Genomic DNA, 15,498 nt, shown 5'->3' with positions numbered 1-15,498 from the left:
TTTTAATTAGGGTTTTTATTTAAATTACTAAATTTATAAGCAGCATATACCAAAATAAAAACATAGAAAATAGAATTCATTAATATATTATAATAAAGCACGCCCGTCAAATGACTAAAGTTGAATAGGAAAACAGAAACAATAAAGCTAATAATATTAATGGCAATTACAATAAAAGGGTTAATTATCCATCCTCGACTGTTTAATAAGCTTCCCGCGCAACTTGCCAATAGGGCTACACAGGCAGAAAAAATACTTAAGATTAACTCATGAGATAAGTTAGTATAAGCTGTACCTAATACTTTTAACAGCAATGGAGAGAACGCCCAGGTAATACCTGTTATAACAAAGCACAAAGAGATTAATAACCCTTGAATAGTCGAAAAGAATATGGCAATATATTTTATTCGTTCGGCTGGTATCCTTGCAAACCTAGGAAACACTAAATGTGACAATAAAACTGAAATAAATGAGGTAAAAAGCGTCAGCCGGCTTAAAGCCCCCATGTCTGCTACGCTTGAGGTATCACTGAATATTGACAAAAGCCAAATAGTTATCTGGCTGGAAAAACTGTAGAAAATAGCAACTGGCAATATCTTTTTTGTAGTTTCCAGAATGGCCTTTCTTTCTTGAGTGCCGGGGGCAGCGTCCAATAAAGCAAATTTATTAGCCAGCACTTTCAACTTTACATTACCATAGATTCTTGGCAAACCATTGGCAAGCAAGGCAATTGCTGTCATGGGAAAAGCGCCAATCATTAGACAGGTTAGTATCAGTCTACCTACGCTTACCACAAATTGATTTACCTGTAATGATTTGATGTCCTGGTGTAATTTAGGAACTACTTCCAAAAGCGAGTCAGACAAGTTTGCAAAGAAAGCAGGGATTAAAGCCAGTACAATCACGATACTGGTGAGCCAGCTGGCTCCCTGATGCAATAGCAAATACAACAACGCTGGAGTAAATATCAGAAACGACACCGCAGCGAACCTCTTCCTTAAATCTAGCCCTGTCGATAGTACTACGCCCAGTTTTTCTCGGTTCTGCCATACCTTACCTCCCTGAGCCATAACGCCAGTGGAAATGCCACCATCCGATAATATCGTCATGGTACCAAGCATAGCATTCGCAATTGTGTAATAGGCGTATTCTTGTACCGGAATTAAACGTATAATTAAAATACCACCAATCAACCCAGCTATTTGAACCAAAACCTGAGTACCACTGGTAATAGCAATGAGTTTCGCCCATTGAAACGTTTTACTATATCTCGGGTTTGTTTTAATTTGGTGAATGGTAAGTCCCATTAAGTACGCTTTATTTTAGTTGGCTATCGTTCGAAGCCATAACTAGATTCACCTGCTACTATGCAGTTTAATGATATGGTTACATTGGGAGGCATTTCGACGCTTTACCCCGTGGCTTTCTTTTTCATTTTTTCCTTTACTGGATAACCATACCCATATCCGAAACCGTAATTATTTCCATTTGATTGCTTTGCATCATTTAAAACAATCATAGGAGCAATCAACGACTTGCTCTTATAAATATTACGAATAATTTTCAACTGCGACTTTATAGTCATATTGTACCTAACCAAGTAGATACTTATATCGGCGAATGCACTAAATGTAAAAGCATCTGCTACCTGTCCTACTGGAGGAGTGTCCATGATTATATAATCAAAGTTCTCCTTTAGTTCTTCAATGAGTTGAGCAAACTTTGAGCTCAGCAATAATTCAGCAGGATTGGGAGGAATAGGACCAGAACTGATAATAAATAAATTTGGCACCTGCTCCGACTCCCGAATGATATCGCTTATTAATATATCGCTCGAAACAAGATAGTCCGTAATGCCCGGCCCAGCAGGCAGTGCCAGTCTTTGTGCGACTTTAGGATTTCGCAGGTCCAAATCAAGGAGAAGGGTACGCTTGTCCGTTATAGCTAAGCTGGCACCGAGGTTAATACTGAAAAAAGTTTTACCCTCTCCACTCATACTCGAGGTGATCAGAAAAACAGTTTTTTTCCGGCCAACTGCCGCGAAATGGAGGTTAGTACGAATAAGACGAAACATCTCAGCAATAGGGCTGCGATTGCCATTAGTGACTACTACCGATTCATTTGAGTTATTATGAGAAATCTCCCCCAGAATAGGGGTAGGCGTCATTGCAGATACATCCTGCTGTGACTGCACCTTGTTATCGAGCAAATTATTGGTGTATATTCCCCCAAAAGGAATTGCTAATCCCAGCAGTAGTGCCATCAAATAGATCGTTCGACTATTAGCGCTGATCGGGTAATCACCGCCCGTAGCGGGATCAATGACCCGGGCGATGGCAGTGGTGGCTGCCAGCGATAAAGCTGCTTCTTCGCGCTTTTGTAGTAGGTAAGAATAAATGTTTTGTTTTATGGATTTTTGCCGATTTATTTCCAACAGCTCCCTTTCCATACCAGGCACCTTTTTTATCTTAGATTGAAACTGGCCGGAGCTTGCTTTTAAGCTATTACTGGTAATTTGAAGGCCTTTTTTGATGTTCCGCAGGTTTTCTAATATACTTATCCGCAAGCTGGCCAGTTGCTCATTTATATTCTGCACAATCGGGTTACTTGGCTCCGTAGTACGGAGCATTCGTTTACGCTCTTGCTGCAGTTCATTAAATTTTCCTATCAGCGCCAATAAAGTTTCATCTTTAATACCTAACGTACTGGGAACCGCCGAATAGTTTCCAGCATTCTTTTCTAAATACCCTTCTATTGATTCCAATACGTCAATTTGGATCGCCCATTCCGACAACTGCTTGTCATAACTATTTGCCTGAGATGTGTAGTTTGAGGCTTGGGTGGTGATATCGGTCAACTGATTTGCACTCTTAAACTTCTCCACGACTTTCTCAGTACCAGATAATCCATAGGCAAGTTTTTCAAGCCGGTCATCAAGGAACTTCAGGGTATTAGCTGTTGTCAGATTTTTCTCTTCAATCGCTTCCCTATTATAAACATCCATTAACTTATTTAGAACATCCTTGGCTTTGCCAGCTATAGGGTCTGTGAGGGTCAAGTTCAATACACTGGCACGCGTATTAACCGGAGCTATCCCAATAGCAGAATTATAATAATTAGCTACCTGATTAATGTCTTGGAACTGAACAATAATTTTGGTACCCAACCATTTATTTGCGCCGCCTGCAATTATGGAAAATGTACCATAAGGTTTCTGTATTTGCTCTCCAAAATGGTAGCTATACATATGCCCCGAATAATCGTCTAGCTCAAAAGTATCGACTGACTTTGGGCGAACCGTAAAATTTACACCTCCGGCCGTTGGTTCCAGCTTACCTAATATTACTTTGATAGGTAATTCATTCCCATATATTTCTGTATCCCTAACTTTTCCCTCTATAGAGTATTTAGTAAACAATCCTAATTCTGTAACTACCCTGGTCATTAAACTTTTTGACCGTAGTACCTGAATTTCGTTATCAATGTTTCTGGTTGCTTTGAAAGTACTTAAATCATTAAGCACGTCTGCATTTGATAAGTTTTGCCCGGTTTTTTCATCCTTAATCAAAAGCGTACTATATACACTGTATACTGATACAGTATAGTAGCGCAAATATATAAAAGCAGCTCCTAAGCAAAGGGCGACTGCAATCAAAAATAAATACCAATAGCGGGCATAGGAAAGCAAAACACTTTTTAGATCAGCTGTCTCAGGTTGTTCTGTTTTCAATGGAAATAACTCGTCGTTTGTCATAGAGATAACACTTTTTTAGCTTAAAATCAATATACCTCTATTTTGTAAATACGATTAACGCGGTTACAATAGTAAGTACTAGTGAAACAAAGGGAAGGTAAAAAGTAACACCATTAGTTTGCTGAATCCGTGATTTAACAGGCTCCACATAAACAATGTCATTTTGTTGTAAGTAGAATACAGGCGAATTAAATACATCCTTACTTTCCAAATTAATCCTGAAGGTACTTCGGGTACCATCTTTTTCTCTTACGACCAAGATATTGTTTCTTTTCCCGTAAGCGGTAAGGTCTCCTGCAAGACCCAGTGCTTCTATTAAATTGATTCTTTCACTCGGAACATTAAAGGTGGATGGACGAGCCACTTCACCGACTATTGTAACCTTAAAATTTATAAGCCGAATATTCACTATTGGGTTTTTAACGCTTTTCTTTATCTCCAGCGTTAATTTTTCCGTTACTTGGTCTTTCGTCAGTCCAGCTACTGTAACTTTCCCCAAAACGGGAAAATTTATAGTACCATCGGTATTGACCAAGTAGCCATCACTGGTGCGGGGAGTGGCCACAGCACTCGAAGTACTACCAACTGTCTGCAGAACACCGTTGTTGAACAGGACATTAGATTCTGGATTCAGACTACTGACCGAGATGCTCAATAAATCGTCCGGCTGAATTTCTGGGTCGGTTTTGTTTTTAATTACCTCCTTATAATCAGCATCCCTCAAATCTTTGAAGTAAACTAGGCTTCTGGTCGGGGCACATGAACTTAATGCTAAAAAAACGAGGAGTTGAAAAAAAATGCTTTTCATTTTTGGCCTGTGCTCTATTTAGTATCAAAAATTATTTTAAACTCTACCAATTGTTACGCTGATTTTTTGACGCTTACAACAATTCATTAAGCAGCCCCTGCCAGCATTTATTATCAGAGTAAATGTTTATTAAACAATGAGTCGTGGTAACAAAATCAGTTAGGTCGAACAGCATAGTTTTTATAAGACTTGTTAAATTCTTATAAAGGCAGGACTCACCGGCTGCTAATATACTACGAAGCTGTTTAGGAAGTAGTCCGTCGAGCGCAAAACAGAAAAGACTCACACAAAAGCGGGAAATTTGAGGTGCGACCCATCTCCTTTCCCTCCCTCATGGAAGTCCTGAGCAAAGATATGATTACCCGCTGGCTCCTGCCTCACCTCCCCACCCGCATGGGTGGCCGCCGCTCTGCCGTCGACCCGGCCGAAGTGGTGGGAGCCATCTTTTACAAGCTCAAAACCGGCTGCCAATGGCGCTGGCTACCGGTCAAGGCCTTGTTCACGGGCGAGCCGCTGAGTTGGCAGGGGGTGTACTACCACTTTCACGCTTGGGGCAAGCAGGATGCTTGGAAAATCTGTGGCTCACTAGCTTACGCTTGCATCGGCGTGCCCTCGACCTCTCCAGCGTCCAACTCGACGGCAGCCACACGCTGGCCAAGAACGGCGGGGCAGCCATCAGCTACCAGGGCCGCAAGGCGGGGCGTACCACGAAAGCCCTGTTTTTGGCCGACAACCAAGGCCTGCCGCTGGCCGTGGCTACGCCCCAGGCGGGCAACCAGCACGATACGTTCGAGTTAGAGCGCGTCTTTGCGGAATTGTGCGACCTGCTCAAAGCGGCCGAACTACGCTTGGAAGGGCTGTTCCTTAACGCTGACAAGGCCTTCGATGTCAGCAACTTGCGGCAGGCCTACGCGCGGCGCGGTATCGAGGCCAACATCCCGCGCAACCGGCGCTCGGCCGACTGGCAGACCGACGACGACACGCCGCTCGACCCCGAACTCTATCGCCGACGCTTGGCCATCGAGCGCCTCAACGCCTAGCTCGACGGCTTCAAGGCCCTACTCGTGCGCTATGAAACCAGCTTGCAAAATTGGCTAGCCCTGCACTGGCTAGCCTTTACCGTACTGCTACTGCGTAAAATTGCCCCGCCTCCTACTTCCTAAACAGCTTCTACATATGAAGTGCTGATCAGAATGACCGGCGGGCTGAAGCCGGGAGCGGTTGTATTCTTGTTCGAATAGGCAGAGCAACCCGTCGATAAGGTGGAGTAAGTATTGACCTCCTCCCACTAAACTAGACCAAGCTAAAGTAGAGAAAATCGGGCACTTGTCGTACCTTAAAACCCCAGACAATTACCATGCAAAAGACCAAGTTTACCGAGGCCCAAATCGTGTTTGCCCTGCGCCAAGCGGACACGGGCGTAACCGTCGTGGAGGTATGCCGAAAGATGGGTATCAGCGAGGCTACCTACTACAACTGGAAGAAAAAGTACGGCGGCTTGGGCGTGCCTAAGCTGCGCAGGTTGAAGCAGTTGGAGGAAGAAAATCAGCACCTCAAACAGCTCGTGGCTGACCTGAGCCTCGACAAGCAGATGTTGCAGGACGTGCTCAAAAAAAAGTTTTAAGGCCCGTGCAGCGTCGGCACACGGCTCGACACCTCATCGACGCCTACCGCATCTCGGCTCGCCGGGCCTGCCGAGTGCTACGCTTACAACGCGCCAGCTTCGCTTATCAGGCCCGCCGTCGAGATGATACGGTCTTACGCCAGCGCTTGCACGAACTGGCGCAAGTGCGGGTGCGCTACGGGAGTCAGCGCCTTTATATCCTGCTGCGCCGGGAGGGATGGCCAAACAATCACAAGCGCGTACATCGACTTTACTGTCTGGAAGGCTTGAACTTACGCAGTAAGCGCCCCCGACGTAATCGCGCCGCTGCTCATCGGCTAGAACGTCTGCCACTGGGTCGGCTGCACCAGATACTGTGATAAAAGGGTTGCCTGTTGGGTAAAATTTCTGTAGTTTTAGCCTTTCAAAAGGAGAACCTTCGGGTTCATCCTGTGTAGCCTCGGCCCGTTCACGCGGTCGGGGCTACTTCGTTTTCAGCCAGGTGCGCCGGATGGTAATGCGGGTCATAGACGCAATCATTCTTCCAAAGCGAGTAGCAGAGCACGAGCAGTTTCCGCATGACGGCAATTACGCCCGGCTTGCCACTAGGCTGGCGTGCCCGCAGTCGGGCGTAAAAGGCCATTTGCTGCGGATTATAGCGTAAGCTGCTGACCGCCGGCAGATACAGAGCGGTGCGCAAACGCACATTACCTCGGCGCGAGATGCGCGTAGCCTGGGCCGAGAGCCCGCTTTGACGCTGCACCACATCCAGGCCGGCATAGGAGGCCAGTTGTCGCTCGTTTTCCACCAGGATGAAGCCGTTGGTTTCGGCCACTACTACGATGGCCGTGGTCAGCCCGACACCGGGAATACTGGTCAGGTGGCCTAGTTTGCGGGCCAGCTCGGGCTCCGCTTTCAGCAGGTCAGCCAACTACTGGTCTAGCGACTTGAGTTGGTTGACCAGTAGTTGTTGCTGAGCTGCTAGCCGTGCTAAGGTCCGGCTATCCGGTTGATAGCTATGCTGGTAGGCGTGGACCCGAATCTTGAGTTGGGCGGCTTGCCGCACCAGCACTTGCCGTTCACGGGCCAGGGCACGCAGCTGGCGCAGGGCAGGCGTGGGCGGCCGCCAGGCCGGCAGCGCCCGCTCCAGACCCAGGCGGCAAAGCAAACGCGCATCCAGTTGGTCGGTCTTACTCTTGAGTTCGGTGCTGCGGGCAAAATGCTTCACCTTATTGGGCAGTAGTACACTCAGCAGCTGCTGGTTATCGGCTAGAAAGTAAGCCAACTCTTCGTAGTAAACGCCGGTGGCTTCCACCACGAACCAGAGTGGGCTACCGCTAAGGTGCTGTTTGCCTACCCAGCTGAGTAGGGCCACGAAGCCGCTTGTCGAGTTAGCGAAGGTCGTCTCTTTGCCGAAGTGCAGCTGCTGGTTAAGGGTCGCGTGGCCCACACAGGCCACGAAGCTATTTTTGGCAATGTCGATGCCGACGACGCATTTAAGGGGTGCAGTGGGGGAAGGGAGCGCAGCCATACGCGAACAGGAATAAAAAGGGGAAATAGACGTAGCCAGGCTAGGTTTTACCGCAACTTTTCTCGTGCAAATGCGGGATGCTCCTCGCCTTGCGACTCGGCAGCTCCCTCCATACTGTGCAGTCTTCAGGCAAAACGGGAAACGGGGCACCGTTTCTGGTGCTCAGCGTCAAAGCCACCAGGGCCCCGCGCTTAGAGTTGGATGATGTCCCCGTCTCCTTGTCTGGCTAGCCTCACCTTGAGGCCATACAATCATACGAGAGTTGGAGCATGAACTTCGTAGCCGATAACCTCTTCGATGGCCGTAAAATCCGGGCCTTAACGATAGTCGATAAGTTGTAGTCGCCAGTGCTTGGCCATTCACGTAGGCCAGTCGCTGAAAGGCGAAGATGTGGTGGCCATGATGCAACGCTTACACCAAGAGCTGGGCCTAGTGCCCGAGCGCATTCAGGTCGATAATGGCAGCGAATTTATCAGCAAAGCGCTCGACCCCTGGGCTTATGACCAGCACGTCACGCTGGACTTCTCGCGGCCCGGCAAACTGACAGATAATCCGTACATTGAATCGTTTAACGGCAGCTTCCGCGATGAGTGCTTGAATGTGCACTGGTTTCTATCGTTGACCGATGCACAGGAGAAAATCAAGCACTGGCGCCAGGAATATAATGGCTTTCGGCCGCACAGTTCGTTGCAGAATTTATCGCCCGATGAGGTAGTGGCTGCCGCCATTACCGTCGAGCTTCAGAACGCCTAATGCTCTACTTTCAACCGGCTCAGTATTTGGGAGGAGGTCAGTCAGGAGGAGGTCATCCTTCACAAGTGTGTGAATCCTTGGTCGTATTTTTTGTGCCTGATGTAGACCATAATGCACCAGCTAACCTATTCACACTACCAAAGTAACTTACCCTTGTGGGCAATTAATTGCTAACACGCATTTTGCCAGTTTGCTTTGCTGGACCATAACCCATCCCAACAACTTTGCAGCTAACGTTCTCGCAAGGAGCCCGCTTATGACCTTATCAAAATACTTTATGCCAATCAATACTGGCTCCACTGCAGGCTTCAGATACGATATAAACACATTAAGAGGAATTGCTATATTCGGGGTACTTCTTTTCCATTATAAGCTCAATTTTTTTTCTGGAGGATTCGCGGGCGTTGACGTATTCTTCGTTATTTCCGGATACTTGATGAGCAAAATTGTAATAAACTCAATTGATAATAATGATTTTGTTTATTGGAGATATCTTGAGAAGAGAGTAAAAAGGATATTGCCTGCATTATTGTTTCTCATCTTGGCACTCAGCATAGTATGTTTTTTCATATACTTACCAGAAGACTATAAGGTTAATCAACGAAATGCGACAGGAAGCATTCTTTTTTTGTCAAATATACTATACTGGCAAAGTGCAGACTCCTATTTTGCACCATCTTCAGACACTAATATTTTTCTACACACATGGTCTTTATCTATCGAATGGCAGTTTTATTTGTTATATCCTATAATCTTATTAATATTAAGTAAAATATGCAAGAATAAGTTAGTATACTTAACTGCCTTTACACTATTAACTCTTAGTATCGCCGTAGCTTCAATCATTACAACTAACTACAAAGCCAACGCATCTTTTTATTTATTACCTACTAGGTCTTGGGAAATGTTATTCGGAGGTTTAGCATTTTTATCTGAAGGATTTATTAATCATAATAGATATAAGAAAATCATATCCTTCATCGGGTATACTTTAATTTTATTTTCATTTATATTTTTGAAAGAATCCTTATTTTGGCCAGGAGGATACACGCTATTGCCTGTAACGGGCACTTTCTTAGTTATAATAGCAAATTATAATAATTCTAAGTTTATTAAAAGCTCGAGCGTTCAGTTTATTGGCAAAATATCCTATTCTGTTTACTTATGGCATTGGCCCGTTTACGTTATTGCCCAGTATTTCGGAATAGAGAGAAATTTTGAAACGATAGCTCTATTGATATTAGCTTCACTACTTGTAGGTTATGCGTCGTTTATACATATCGAAAATATTAAATTCATTAATATTAAACCAATGATATCATTAACAATAATATTATTATTTACCACCGCCATTTCTGGACATTTAAATGTTAATAATGCCGTTTTCAAACAGAAAACACTAGAAATAGCAGATTATGAAAAAAGTCATAAAGATATTATTGACAAGCAGTTAAGTAGAGGAACATGTTTTATTAATGAACCAGATAAAGAATCATTCAACAAAAAGAACTGCTTATGTTTTGATGATAACAGAAAGAACATTTTGCTGATTGGCGATAGCCATGCTGCTCAACTATCAGAGTCATTGAAGACAATGTTGTATGATAAAAATATTCATTTACTACAAGCCACTGTTGGTGCCACCTTTCCCACAATTAATCCTCACAACTCCTCCAAGCCTCAACTTCAAAAAATTCTTGAATATGTTTACCAAGATTTTATTCCTAAAAATGCAAATAAAATAGATGGGGTTATTATTAGCGCCTATTTCGACACCTATTCGGATTATGGAAAAGATGCAGTTCTTAACGGCATGAAAGAAGCTATAGCGTATCTAGAAAAATACGGAATAAAAGCTATTATTATAGGTCAAAACGAAAGCTATACAATCCCCTATCCGACGATCGCAGCAAAAAATATGGAATATAACATAAATATTACTAGAAAATATTTAAATAAACATGACTATGAGATGAACGATTTTTTAAGCAATAATTTAAGACCTTATTACATCAACATAATTAACACGAATACTCTTCCTGATTTGTCGTCTATTAATGAGCCTTACATGTTTGACACAAATCACGCTAGCAGGTATGGGGCCAATCTGATTGTCAATAAAGTATTATCAGATTCTATAGCAACCAGGTTCTTGCATTCAATTGCTGAGAAGCAGCATTAATTGAGGCCAACAAACTATATAAGCAGATATAGTAAATTAACAGTTGAGCCGCTATCAGTTACTTGTCGTATGCGCATTTATGAACCCTTACTCACTTGATTTACGTACCTGGGTGGCGGCGGCCTGCCAAGAGCCGGGAGCCAAAAAAGCCGCCGTTGCCCGCCGCTTCGCCGTGAGCCGCTCCTTTGTCAAAAGCCTGGTTCGCCCGCAGCAACAAATCGGCTCACTGGCCCCCAAACCGGCCAGTGGCGGCCGGGCCCGCTACCTCGATGCCGCCGCCCAAGCCTGGCTCGTGGCCTACGTGGCGCAACATGCCGACGCCACGCTGGCCGAGCTAAACCAGGCTTGGCAGGCCAGCGGCGGCCGGCCCGTGGGCCAGACCTGCCTCTGGCAAGTGCTGGACGAACACCACCTGCGCCGAAAAAAAAAGCCCCCACGCGGCTGAACGCGTTACCGAGCGCGTACGCCAGGCCCGCCAGGACCAGGTCGAACAGGTCTGCACCCGCCCCGATGTTGCCCGGTTCCATTCTCTGGACGAGACGGGCTTGCGCCTGGATTACGTCCGCACCCACGGCCGGGCCGTGGGCGGGCAACGCGTCCGGGGGGCCGTACCGCTGCGTCGGGGCCGCTCCTACACCCTCCTTGGTACGCTATCCGTGCGCGGACTTAGGGCCCTGCAACTGCTCCATCAGCCCCTCAACAAGCACCGTTTCGCCCTCTACGTCGGCCGGTGCCTGGCCCCCACCCTGCGCCGGGGCGACGTGCTGGTGCTCGACAACTTGCTCGTGCACCACCTCAGCGGGCTGCGCGAGTGGCTGTCCAAGCGCGGCGTGGATGTGGTCTTTTTGCCCCCCTACTCCCCCGATTTTTCCCCCATCGAGCAGGCCTGGAGCAAGCTCAAAACCAAGCTGCGCACCTGCGCCGCCCGTTCCGATGAGTCCCTGAAAGAAGCCGTGCTGGAGGCCATCGACTGGATTAGCAGCCAGGACGCCCAAAACTGGTTTGACCATTGTGGCTACCATACCAAACCTGCCCAAAAAGTGGTTTAAGCGTTTGCGAATCCGCTATAAGTCCTTTTTCCCTATTGTTCAGGATGGCATCGACCACATTTCATCCTCTCGCTAGGAGTTTACAAAACTCGTCCCCTCGGCACGTTTCGTAAACTTTGAATCGTAGACGGGTTTCTTAAACTCGCCCCGCTCTATTGGGGCCAGCCGGCCACTTGGTGCTGGACTGATTTCTGCCGTTCAAGAAAAGGAGCTCTTGTTCGGCCCTCTTAAGCTGGACGCGTAGTAGAATTACTCTTGGCCCGGATACTAATGCAACCCCTGTCCGAATTTTTGTGTGAACGACCGACTTAATCTAATACTCGGTAATTCGATGAAGTAATACGACAGTGCAGAACAGGTAAGGATTGCTACAATTGCAAATGGGGATTGGGCTATAGTCCACCCTTTGTAAGCATCGGGTGCGGCCGTAAAGAGTTGCTGCCATAGATAGATGCTGTACGAACAAGAGCCTACCCACTGAACCCAGCCCCAGCGTAACATGCCGCACTTCTCCGGGTTTTCTACAAACCACAGCACTAAAACGCCATAGCTCATAGCTTCTATGCTAGCGAACAGTAGAGAAACAGTTGCGGGCACATGCCCCGCAAAGGGCAAAGCCAATAGTATTCCTATTAAAGAAACTGGAATTAATAGTGACTTCTTTACTAAGGTTTTAATAACAAAGTCTTTGTGCAATGCAAGCATGACTCCGACGATGATGTACCTGAATGAATAGAGTGCTGTGAGTGAAATCAAGGACGGATGGATATGTGCAGAAGCTTCTTTTGCCAACTTATTGGCAACCATGCATAAAACAAATAAGCCAATAAGTAAAATATTGATTGGTTTCCTTCGAAGCCTAAAGACAAGCACCATGATAGGCGGGAGGATGAGGTAATATTGCTCCTCAACTGAAAGGGACCAAGTGTGACTAACAAACCAATTACTTGGGCCAATTTTTCCAAATAGTCCCAAATTTCCTAGGAAAAAGGAACTCCACAGGAAATTGATTGGCTTAACGTAAATATATCCTAATTGGCATAGTAGAAACAGCACGATTAAGTAAACAGCATATGGAGGAACTATGCGAAAAAAACGTCTTCGATAAAAGAAAGTTAGTGATACGCCCCCTTTTGTTTTTGCCTCGCGCAACAAAAGCGTCGTTATGATGAACCCGCTTATCACAAAAAATATGTGGACCCCACCTTCGCCCAAAGCGGCAGCTATCAAGTGAACGGCAGGGCTTACTTTAGGAAAAAAGCCAGCAAAATTCATCAAGTGGTGTAAAACCACAAACATGACGGCAAAAGCCCGAAGGCCATCTAGCTCAGGGATTCTATGTGTTTTCAAAAATGATTTACTAAAGTGGATTTAGTTTAAACTTACAACATAAATATATAATATATTATATAGTAAATATTTATACATTCGGTGTGATCAGATGTAGAAAACACCGAAATCACGTTTTCTAGACTTCGCTAACCAAAAGCTACGGTTCAGCGAAACGGTGCTTTTGCTTATCCTATGCTGAACGGGGGAATGGCATCAAATATCGACAATTGTTGTGGGTCACCTTGCTTTAACTTCTTTTTGACGTAGCTACGCACAAAGCTTACCCGGTCTCCGTTGAACATTATCATGGGGTTGATGAAGTACACGTTCTCATTATAGCCCCTAGCAATTGTAGGCTCCCCCGGTAAGTGAGCCAGTCAAAAGTAGAGAGAAGTAGTAACTTTTCACTTTCTCTATTTTTAGCTGTTCATGAAAATTAGCTGTTCATGAAAAAGAGTCGATTCAGCGAAGCCCAGATTCTGGGCATTTTGCGCTAACAGGACCAAGGGCAGATGACCTGCTCCCATTTTCTAGACCGCTTGAAAGTAGAGCATCAGGCGTTCTGAAGCTCGACAGTAAGAGCCGCAGCCATTACCTCGTCGGGCGTTAAATTCTGCAACGAGCTGTGCGGTCGGAAGCCATTGTATTCCTGCCGCCAGCGTTCAATTTTTTCCTGCGCGTCGGTCAGCGACAAAAACCAGTGCGTGTTCAAACACTCGTCCCGGAAGCTGCCGTTAAACGATTCAATATACGGGTTATCAGTCGGTTTGCCTGGTCGGGAGAAGTCGAGCGTGACCTGCTGGTCGTAGGCCCAGCGGTCTAAGGCCTTGCTGATGAATTCACTACCGTTATCGACCTGAATACGGGTAGGCACCACCCCGAGTTCCTGCTGCAAGCGGGTCATGACTGCTACGACGTCTTCGCCTTTCAGCGATTGCCCGACGTGAATGGCCAGGCATTGGCGGCTAAAATTATCGACTATCGTTAAGGCCCGGATTTTACGACCGTCAAACAGATTGTCGGCCACGAAATCCATGCTCCAGCCCTGGTGCGGCTGCGTCAACGCCACGCGCTCCAGACGGTGAGCCGCTGCCCTGTTACGCCGCGGGCGCTTGCTGCGTAAGTTCAAGCCTTCCAAGCAGTAAAGTCGATGTACACGCTTGTGGTTATCAGGCCAGCCCTCGCGGCGTAGCAGCGTGTGGAGCCGGTGACAGCCGTAGCGGACCCGCACCTGGGCCAGTTCGCGTAAACGATGACGTAACACGGTATCGTCCCGACCATGCGCTTTATAGGACCAGCTGGAACGCTGCAAGCCAATTACTTGGCAGGCTCGCCGGGCGGAGATACGATAGGCGTCGATGAGGTGTTGAGCCGCGTGCCGACGCTGCACGGGCTTCAAAGCTTTTTTTTGAGCACATCTTGCAGCATCTGCTTGTCGAGGCTCAAGTCAGCTACGAGCTGTTTAAGCTGCTGATTTTCCTCCTCTAATTGCTTGAGCCGACGTAGCTCCGGCACGCCCAGGCCCCCGTATTTCTTCTTCCAGTTGTAGTAGGTGGCTTCGCTGATGCCCATCTTCCGGCACACCTCGGCGACGGCCACACCCGTGTCGGCCTGGCGCAGGGCGAACACGATTTGAGCCTCCGTAAACTTGGTTTTTTTCATGGCAATTGTCTGGGGTTTTAAGGTACGACAAGTGCCTGATTTCTCTACTTTAGCCTGGTCCAGTTTTGTGGGAGCAGGTCACTTTCGCCGCGAGCTCCTCAACGCTTACCTCTTTACCAGCCTGCGTCAGGTGCGGGAACAATGCCAAAGCTGGCAGTACGATTATAATCACCTGCGGCCGCACGAGGCCCTTAACTTCTTAACCCCCATTGAGTTTCGCCAAGCTGCCTGACCTCTACTTTTTACTGGCTCACTTTGAGGGGAAGCCTACACAATGATTTTGGCCTCTATCAAGCTCGCAATAGCAGCATATATCGGCTTAATGCTTTTGTAATGAGTGTATTCCATACATTCATCAATGAAGAATTCCAGCTTGTCCGATTTGGGCTTCATCTTATGCATGATGTACCCAAAAACCCTAATAGCAGGTTTAGAGCAATTCCCAGGTCAGTGTACACATTTTGTATTACTTTTCGGCATGAAAGCCTATTCACTCGATTTACGCGAACGGGTTGCAGCGGCCTGCCAAACGGGTTTGACGCAATCGGCAGCAGCAACGCAGTTTAGCGTTTCGCTCTCGTTTGTGGCCAAGCTTATGCGTCGGCAGCGCACCAGCGGCCAGGTGGCGGCGCTTCCCCCCGGCCGCGGCCCGGCCCCGCGCCTGGACGCAACGGCCCTGGTCCAGCTCACGGCCTGCCTGCGCCAAACGCCGGACGCCACCCTAGACGAATTGCGCGGAGAACTGCTCGCAGCCGGGGCGCCGGCCGTGAGCCGGTCGGCGGTGGGGCGGGCCGTGCAGAGGCTGGACTGGCGGCGAAAAAAAA

Annotated in this window: 10 protein-coding genes and 6 pseudogenes; 9 read left to right on the top strand and 7 right to left on the bottom strand. The window is 47.0% G+C overall.

Translation table 11 applies throughout. The features are described from left to right. Positions 1 to 2: 2 nt before the first annotated feature. The 3 genes from E4631_RS22755 to E4631_RS22745 form a co-directional block, all read right to left on the bottom strand. A complete protein-coding gene (locus E4631_RS22755) occupies positions 3 to 1,307 on the bottom strand; it encodes a polysaccharide biosynthesis protein (protein WP_133656237.1) in 1,305 nt (434 codons plus the stop codon). A 104-nt stretch (positions 1,308 to 1,411) separates the two neighbouring features. Next, positions 1,412 to 3,754, bottom strand: a complete 2,343-nt coding sequence (locus tag E4631_RS22750; protein ID WP_133656236.1) for a polysaccharide biosynthesis tyrosine autokinase — start codon at positions 3,752 to 3,754, stop codon at positions 1,412 to 1,414. Between the two features lie 37 nt (positions 3,755 to 3,791). Next, positions 3,792 to 4,562 carry a polysaccharide biosynthesis/export family protein gene (locus E4631_RS22745; protein ID WP_133656235.1) on the bottom strand — a complete coding sequence of 257 codons (771 nt, stop codon included), beginning with the start codon at positions 4,560 to 4,562 and terminating at the stop codon, positions 3,792 to 3,794. A 333-nt stretch (positions 4,563 to 4,895) separates the two neighbouring features. Between E4631_RS22745 and E4631_RS26685 the strand changes: the two are divergent. From E4631_RS26685 to E4631_RS26675, 3 genes and pseudogenes are all read left to right on the top strand, one after another. Next, positions 4,896 to 5,075 (top strand): annotated as a pseudogene (locus tag E4631_RS26685) (transposase); the annotation flags it as partial. A gap of 83 nt (positions 5,076 to 5,158) precedes the next feature. After that, positions 5,159 to 5,602, top strand: a complete 444-nt coding sequence (locus E4631_RS26680; protein ID WP_240735188.1) for a transposase — start codon at positions 5,159 to 5,161, stop codon at positions 5,600 to 5,602. 317 nt (positions 5,603 to 5,919) lie between these two features. After that, positions 5,920 to 6,503: pseudogene (locus tag E4631_RS26675) on the top strand (transposase); the annotation flags it as partial. A gap of 131 nt (positions 6,504 to 6,634) precedes the next feature. On the opposite strand, the gene E4631_RS22725 reads toward E4631_RS26675, so the two are convergent. Both E4631_RS22725 and E4631_RS22720 read right to left on the bottom strand, forming a co-directional pair. Then, a complete protein-coding gene (locus tag E4631_RS22725; RefSeq protein WP_133656232.1) occupies positions 6,635 to 7,096 on the bottom strand; it encodes a transposase in 462 nt (153 codons plus the stop codon). Next, complete coding sequence (locus tag E4631_RS22720) at positions 7,097 to 7,696, bottom strand: transposase (protein WP_133656231.1); 600 nt, start codon at positions 7,694 to 7,696, stop codon at positions 7,097 to 7,099. It lies immediately after the preceding gene. Positions 7,697 to 7,926: 230 nt separating this feature from the next. On the opposite strand from E4631_RS22720, the pseudogene E4631_RS22715 reads away from it, so the two are divergent. The 4 genes and pseudogenes from E4631_RS22715 to E4631_RS22700 all read left to right on the top strand — a co-directional run. Next, positions 7,927 to 8,449 (top strand): annotated as a pseudogene (locus E4631_RS22715) (integrase core domain-containing protein); the annotation flags it as partial. 277 nt (positions 8,450 to 8,726) lie between these two features. After that, positions 8,727 to 10,631, top strand: a complete 1,905-nt coding sequence (locus tag E4631_RS22710; RefSeq protein WP_166647972.1) for an acyltransferase family protein — start codon at positions 8,727 to 8,729, stop codon at positions 10,629 to 10,631. A 79-nt stretch (positions 10,632 to 10,710) separates the two neighbouring features. After that, on the top strand, positions 10,711 to 11,076 hold the full coding sequence (locus tag E4631_RS22705; protein ID WP_133656228.1) for a hypothetical protein: 366 nt from the start codon (positions 10,711 to 10,713) through the stop codon (positions 11,074 to 11,076). 13 nt (positions 11,077 to 11,089) lie between these two features. After that, positions 11,090 to 11,680, top strand: a pseudogene (locus tag E4631_RS22700) (IS630 family transposase); the annotation flags it as partial. A gap of 267 nt (positions 11,681 to 11,947) precedes the next feature. Here E4631_RS22700 and E4631_RS22695 read toward each other — a convergent pair. Beyond that, a complete protein-coding gene (locus E4631_RS22695) occupies positions 11,948 to 13,030 on the bottom strand; it encodes an acyltransferase (RefSeq protein WP_135318644.1) in 1,083 nt (360 codons plus the stop codon). A gap of 535 nt (positions 13,031 to 13,565) precedes the next feature. Then, a protein-coding gene (locus tag E4631_RS22690) for an IS3 family transposase (RefSeq protein ID WP_133656225.1) occupies positions 13,566 to 14,674 on the bottom strand; the annotation gives its coding sequence in 2 pieces (ribosomal slippage) (positions 13,566 to 14,422 and positions 14,422 to 14,674; 1,110 coding nt in all). A 64-nt stretch (positions 14,675 to 14,738) separates the two neighbouring features. Here E4631_RS22690 and E4631_RS22685 point away from each other — a divergent pair. Beyond that, a pseudogene (locus E4631_RS22685) lies at positions 14,739 to 14,906 on the top strand (integrase core domain-containing protein); the annotation flags it as partial. A gap of 246 nt (positions 14,907 to 15,152) precedes the next feature. Further along, positions 15,153 to 15,498, top strand: a pseudogene (locus tag E4631_RS22680) (hypothetical protein); the annotation flags it as partial.

It is taken from the genome of Hymenobacter sp. UV11 (genome assembly GCF_004684095.1).
GTDB lineage: Bacteria > Bacteroidota > Bacteroidia > Cytophagales > Hymenobacteraceae > Hymenobacter.
This window is presented reverse-complemented; position numbering and strand designations above follow the sequence as displayed.

Excerpts from the sequence above, each read along its gene's own strand:
- E4631_RS22750 (WP_133656236.1), bottom strand. The coding sequence starts at position 3,754 with ATGACAAACGACGAGTTATTTCCATTGAAAACAGAACAACCTGAGACA.
- E4631_RS22745 (WP_133656235.1), bottom strand. The coding sequence starts at position 4,562 with ATGAAAAGCATTTTTTTTCAACTCCTCGTTTTTTTAGCATTAAGTTCA.
- E4631_RS22755 (WP_133656237.1), bottom strand. The coding sequence starts at position 1,307 with ATGGGACTTACCATTCACCAAATTAAAACAAACCCGAGATATAGTAAA.
- E4631_RS22705 (WP_133656228.1), top strand. The coding sequence starts at position 10,711 with ATGAACCCTTACTCACTTGATTTACGTACCTGGGTGGCGGCGGCCTGC.
- E4631_RS22720 (WP_133656231.1), bottom strand. The coding sequence starts at position 7,696 with ATGGCTGCGCTCCCTTCCCCCACTGCACCCCTTAAATGCGTCGTCGGC.
- E4631_RS22710 (WP_166647972.1), top strand. The coding sequence starts at position 8,727 with ATGCCAATCAATACTGGCTCCACTGCAGGCTTCAGATACGATATAAAC.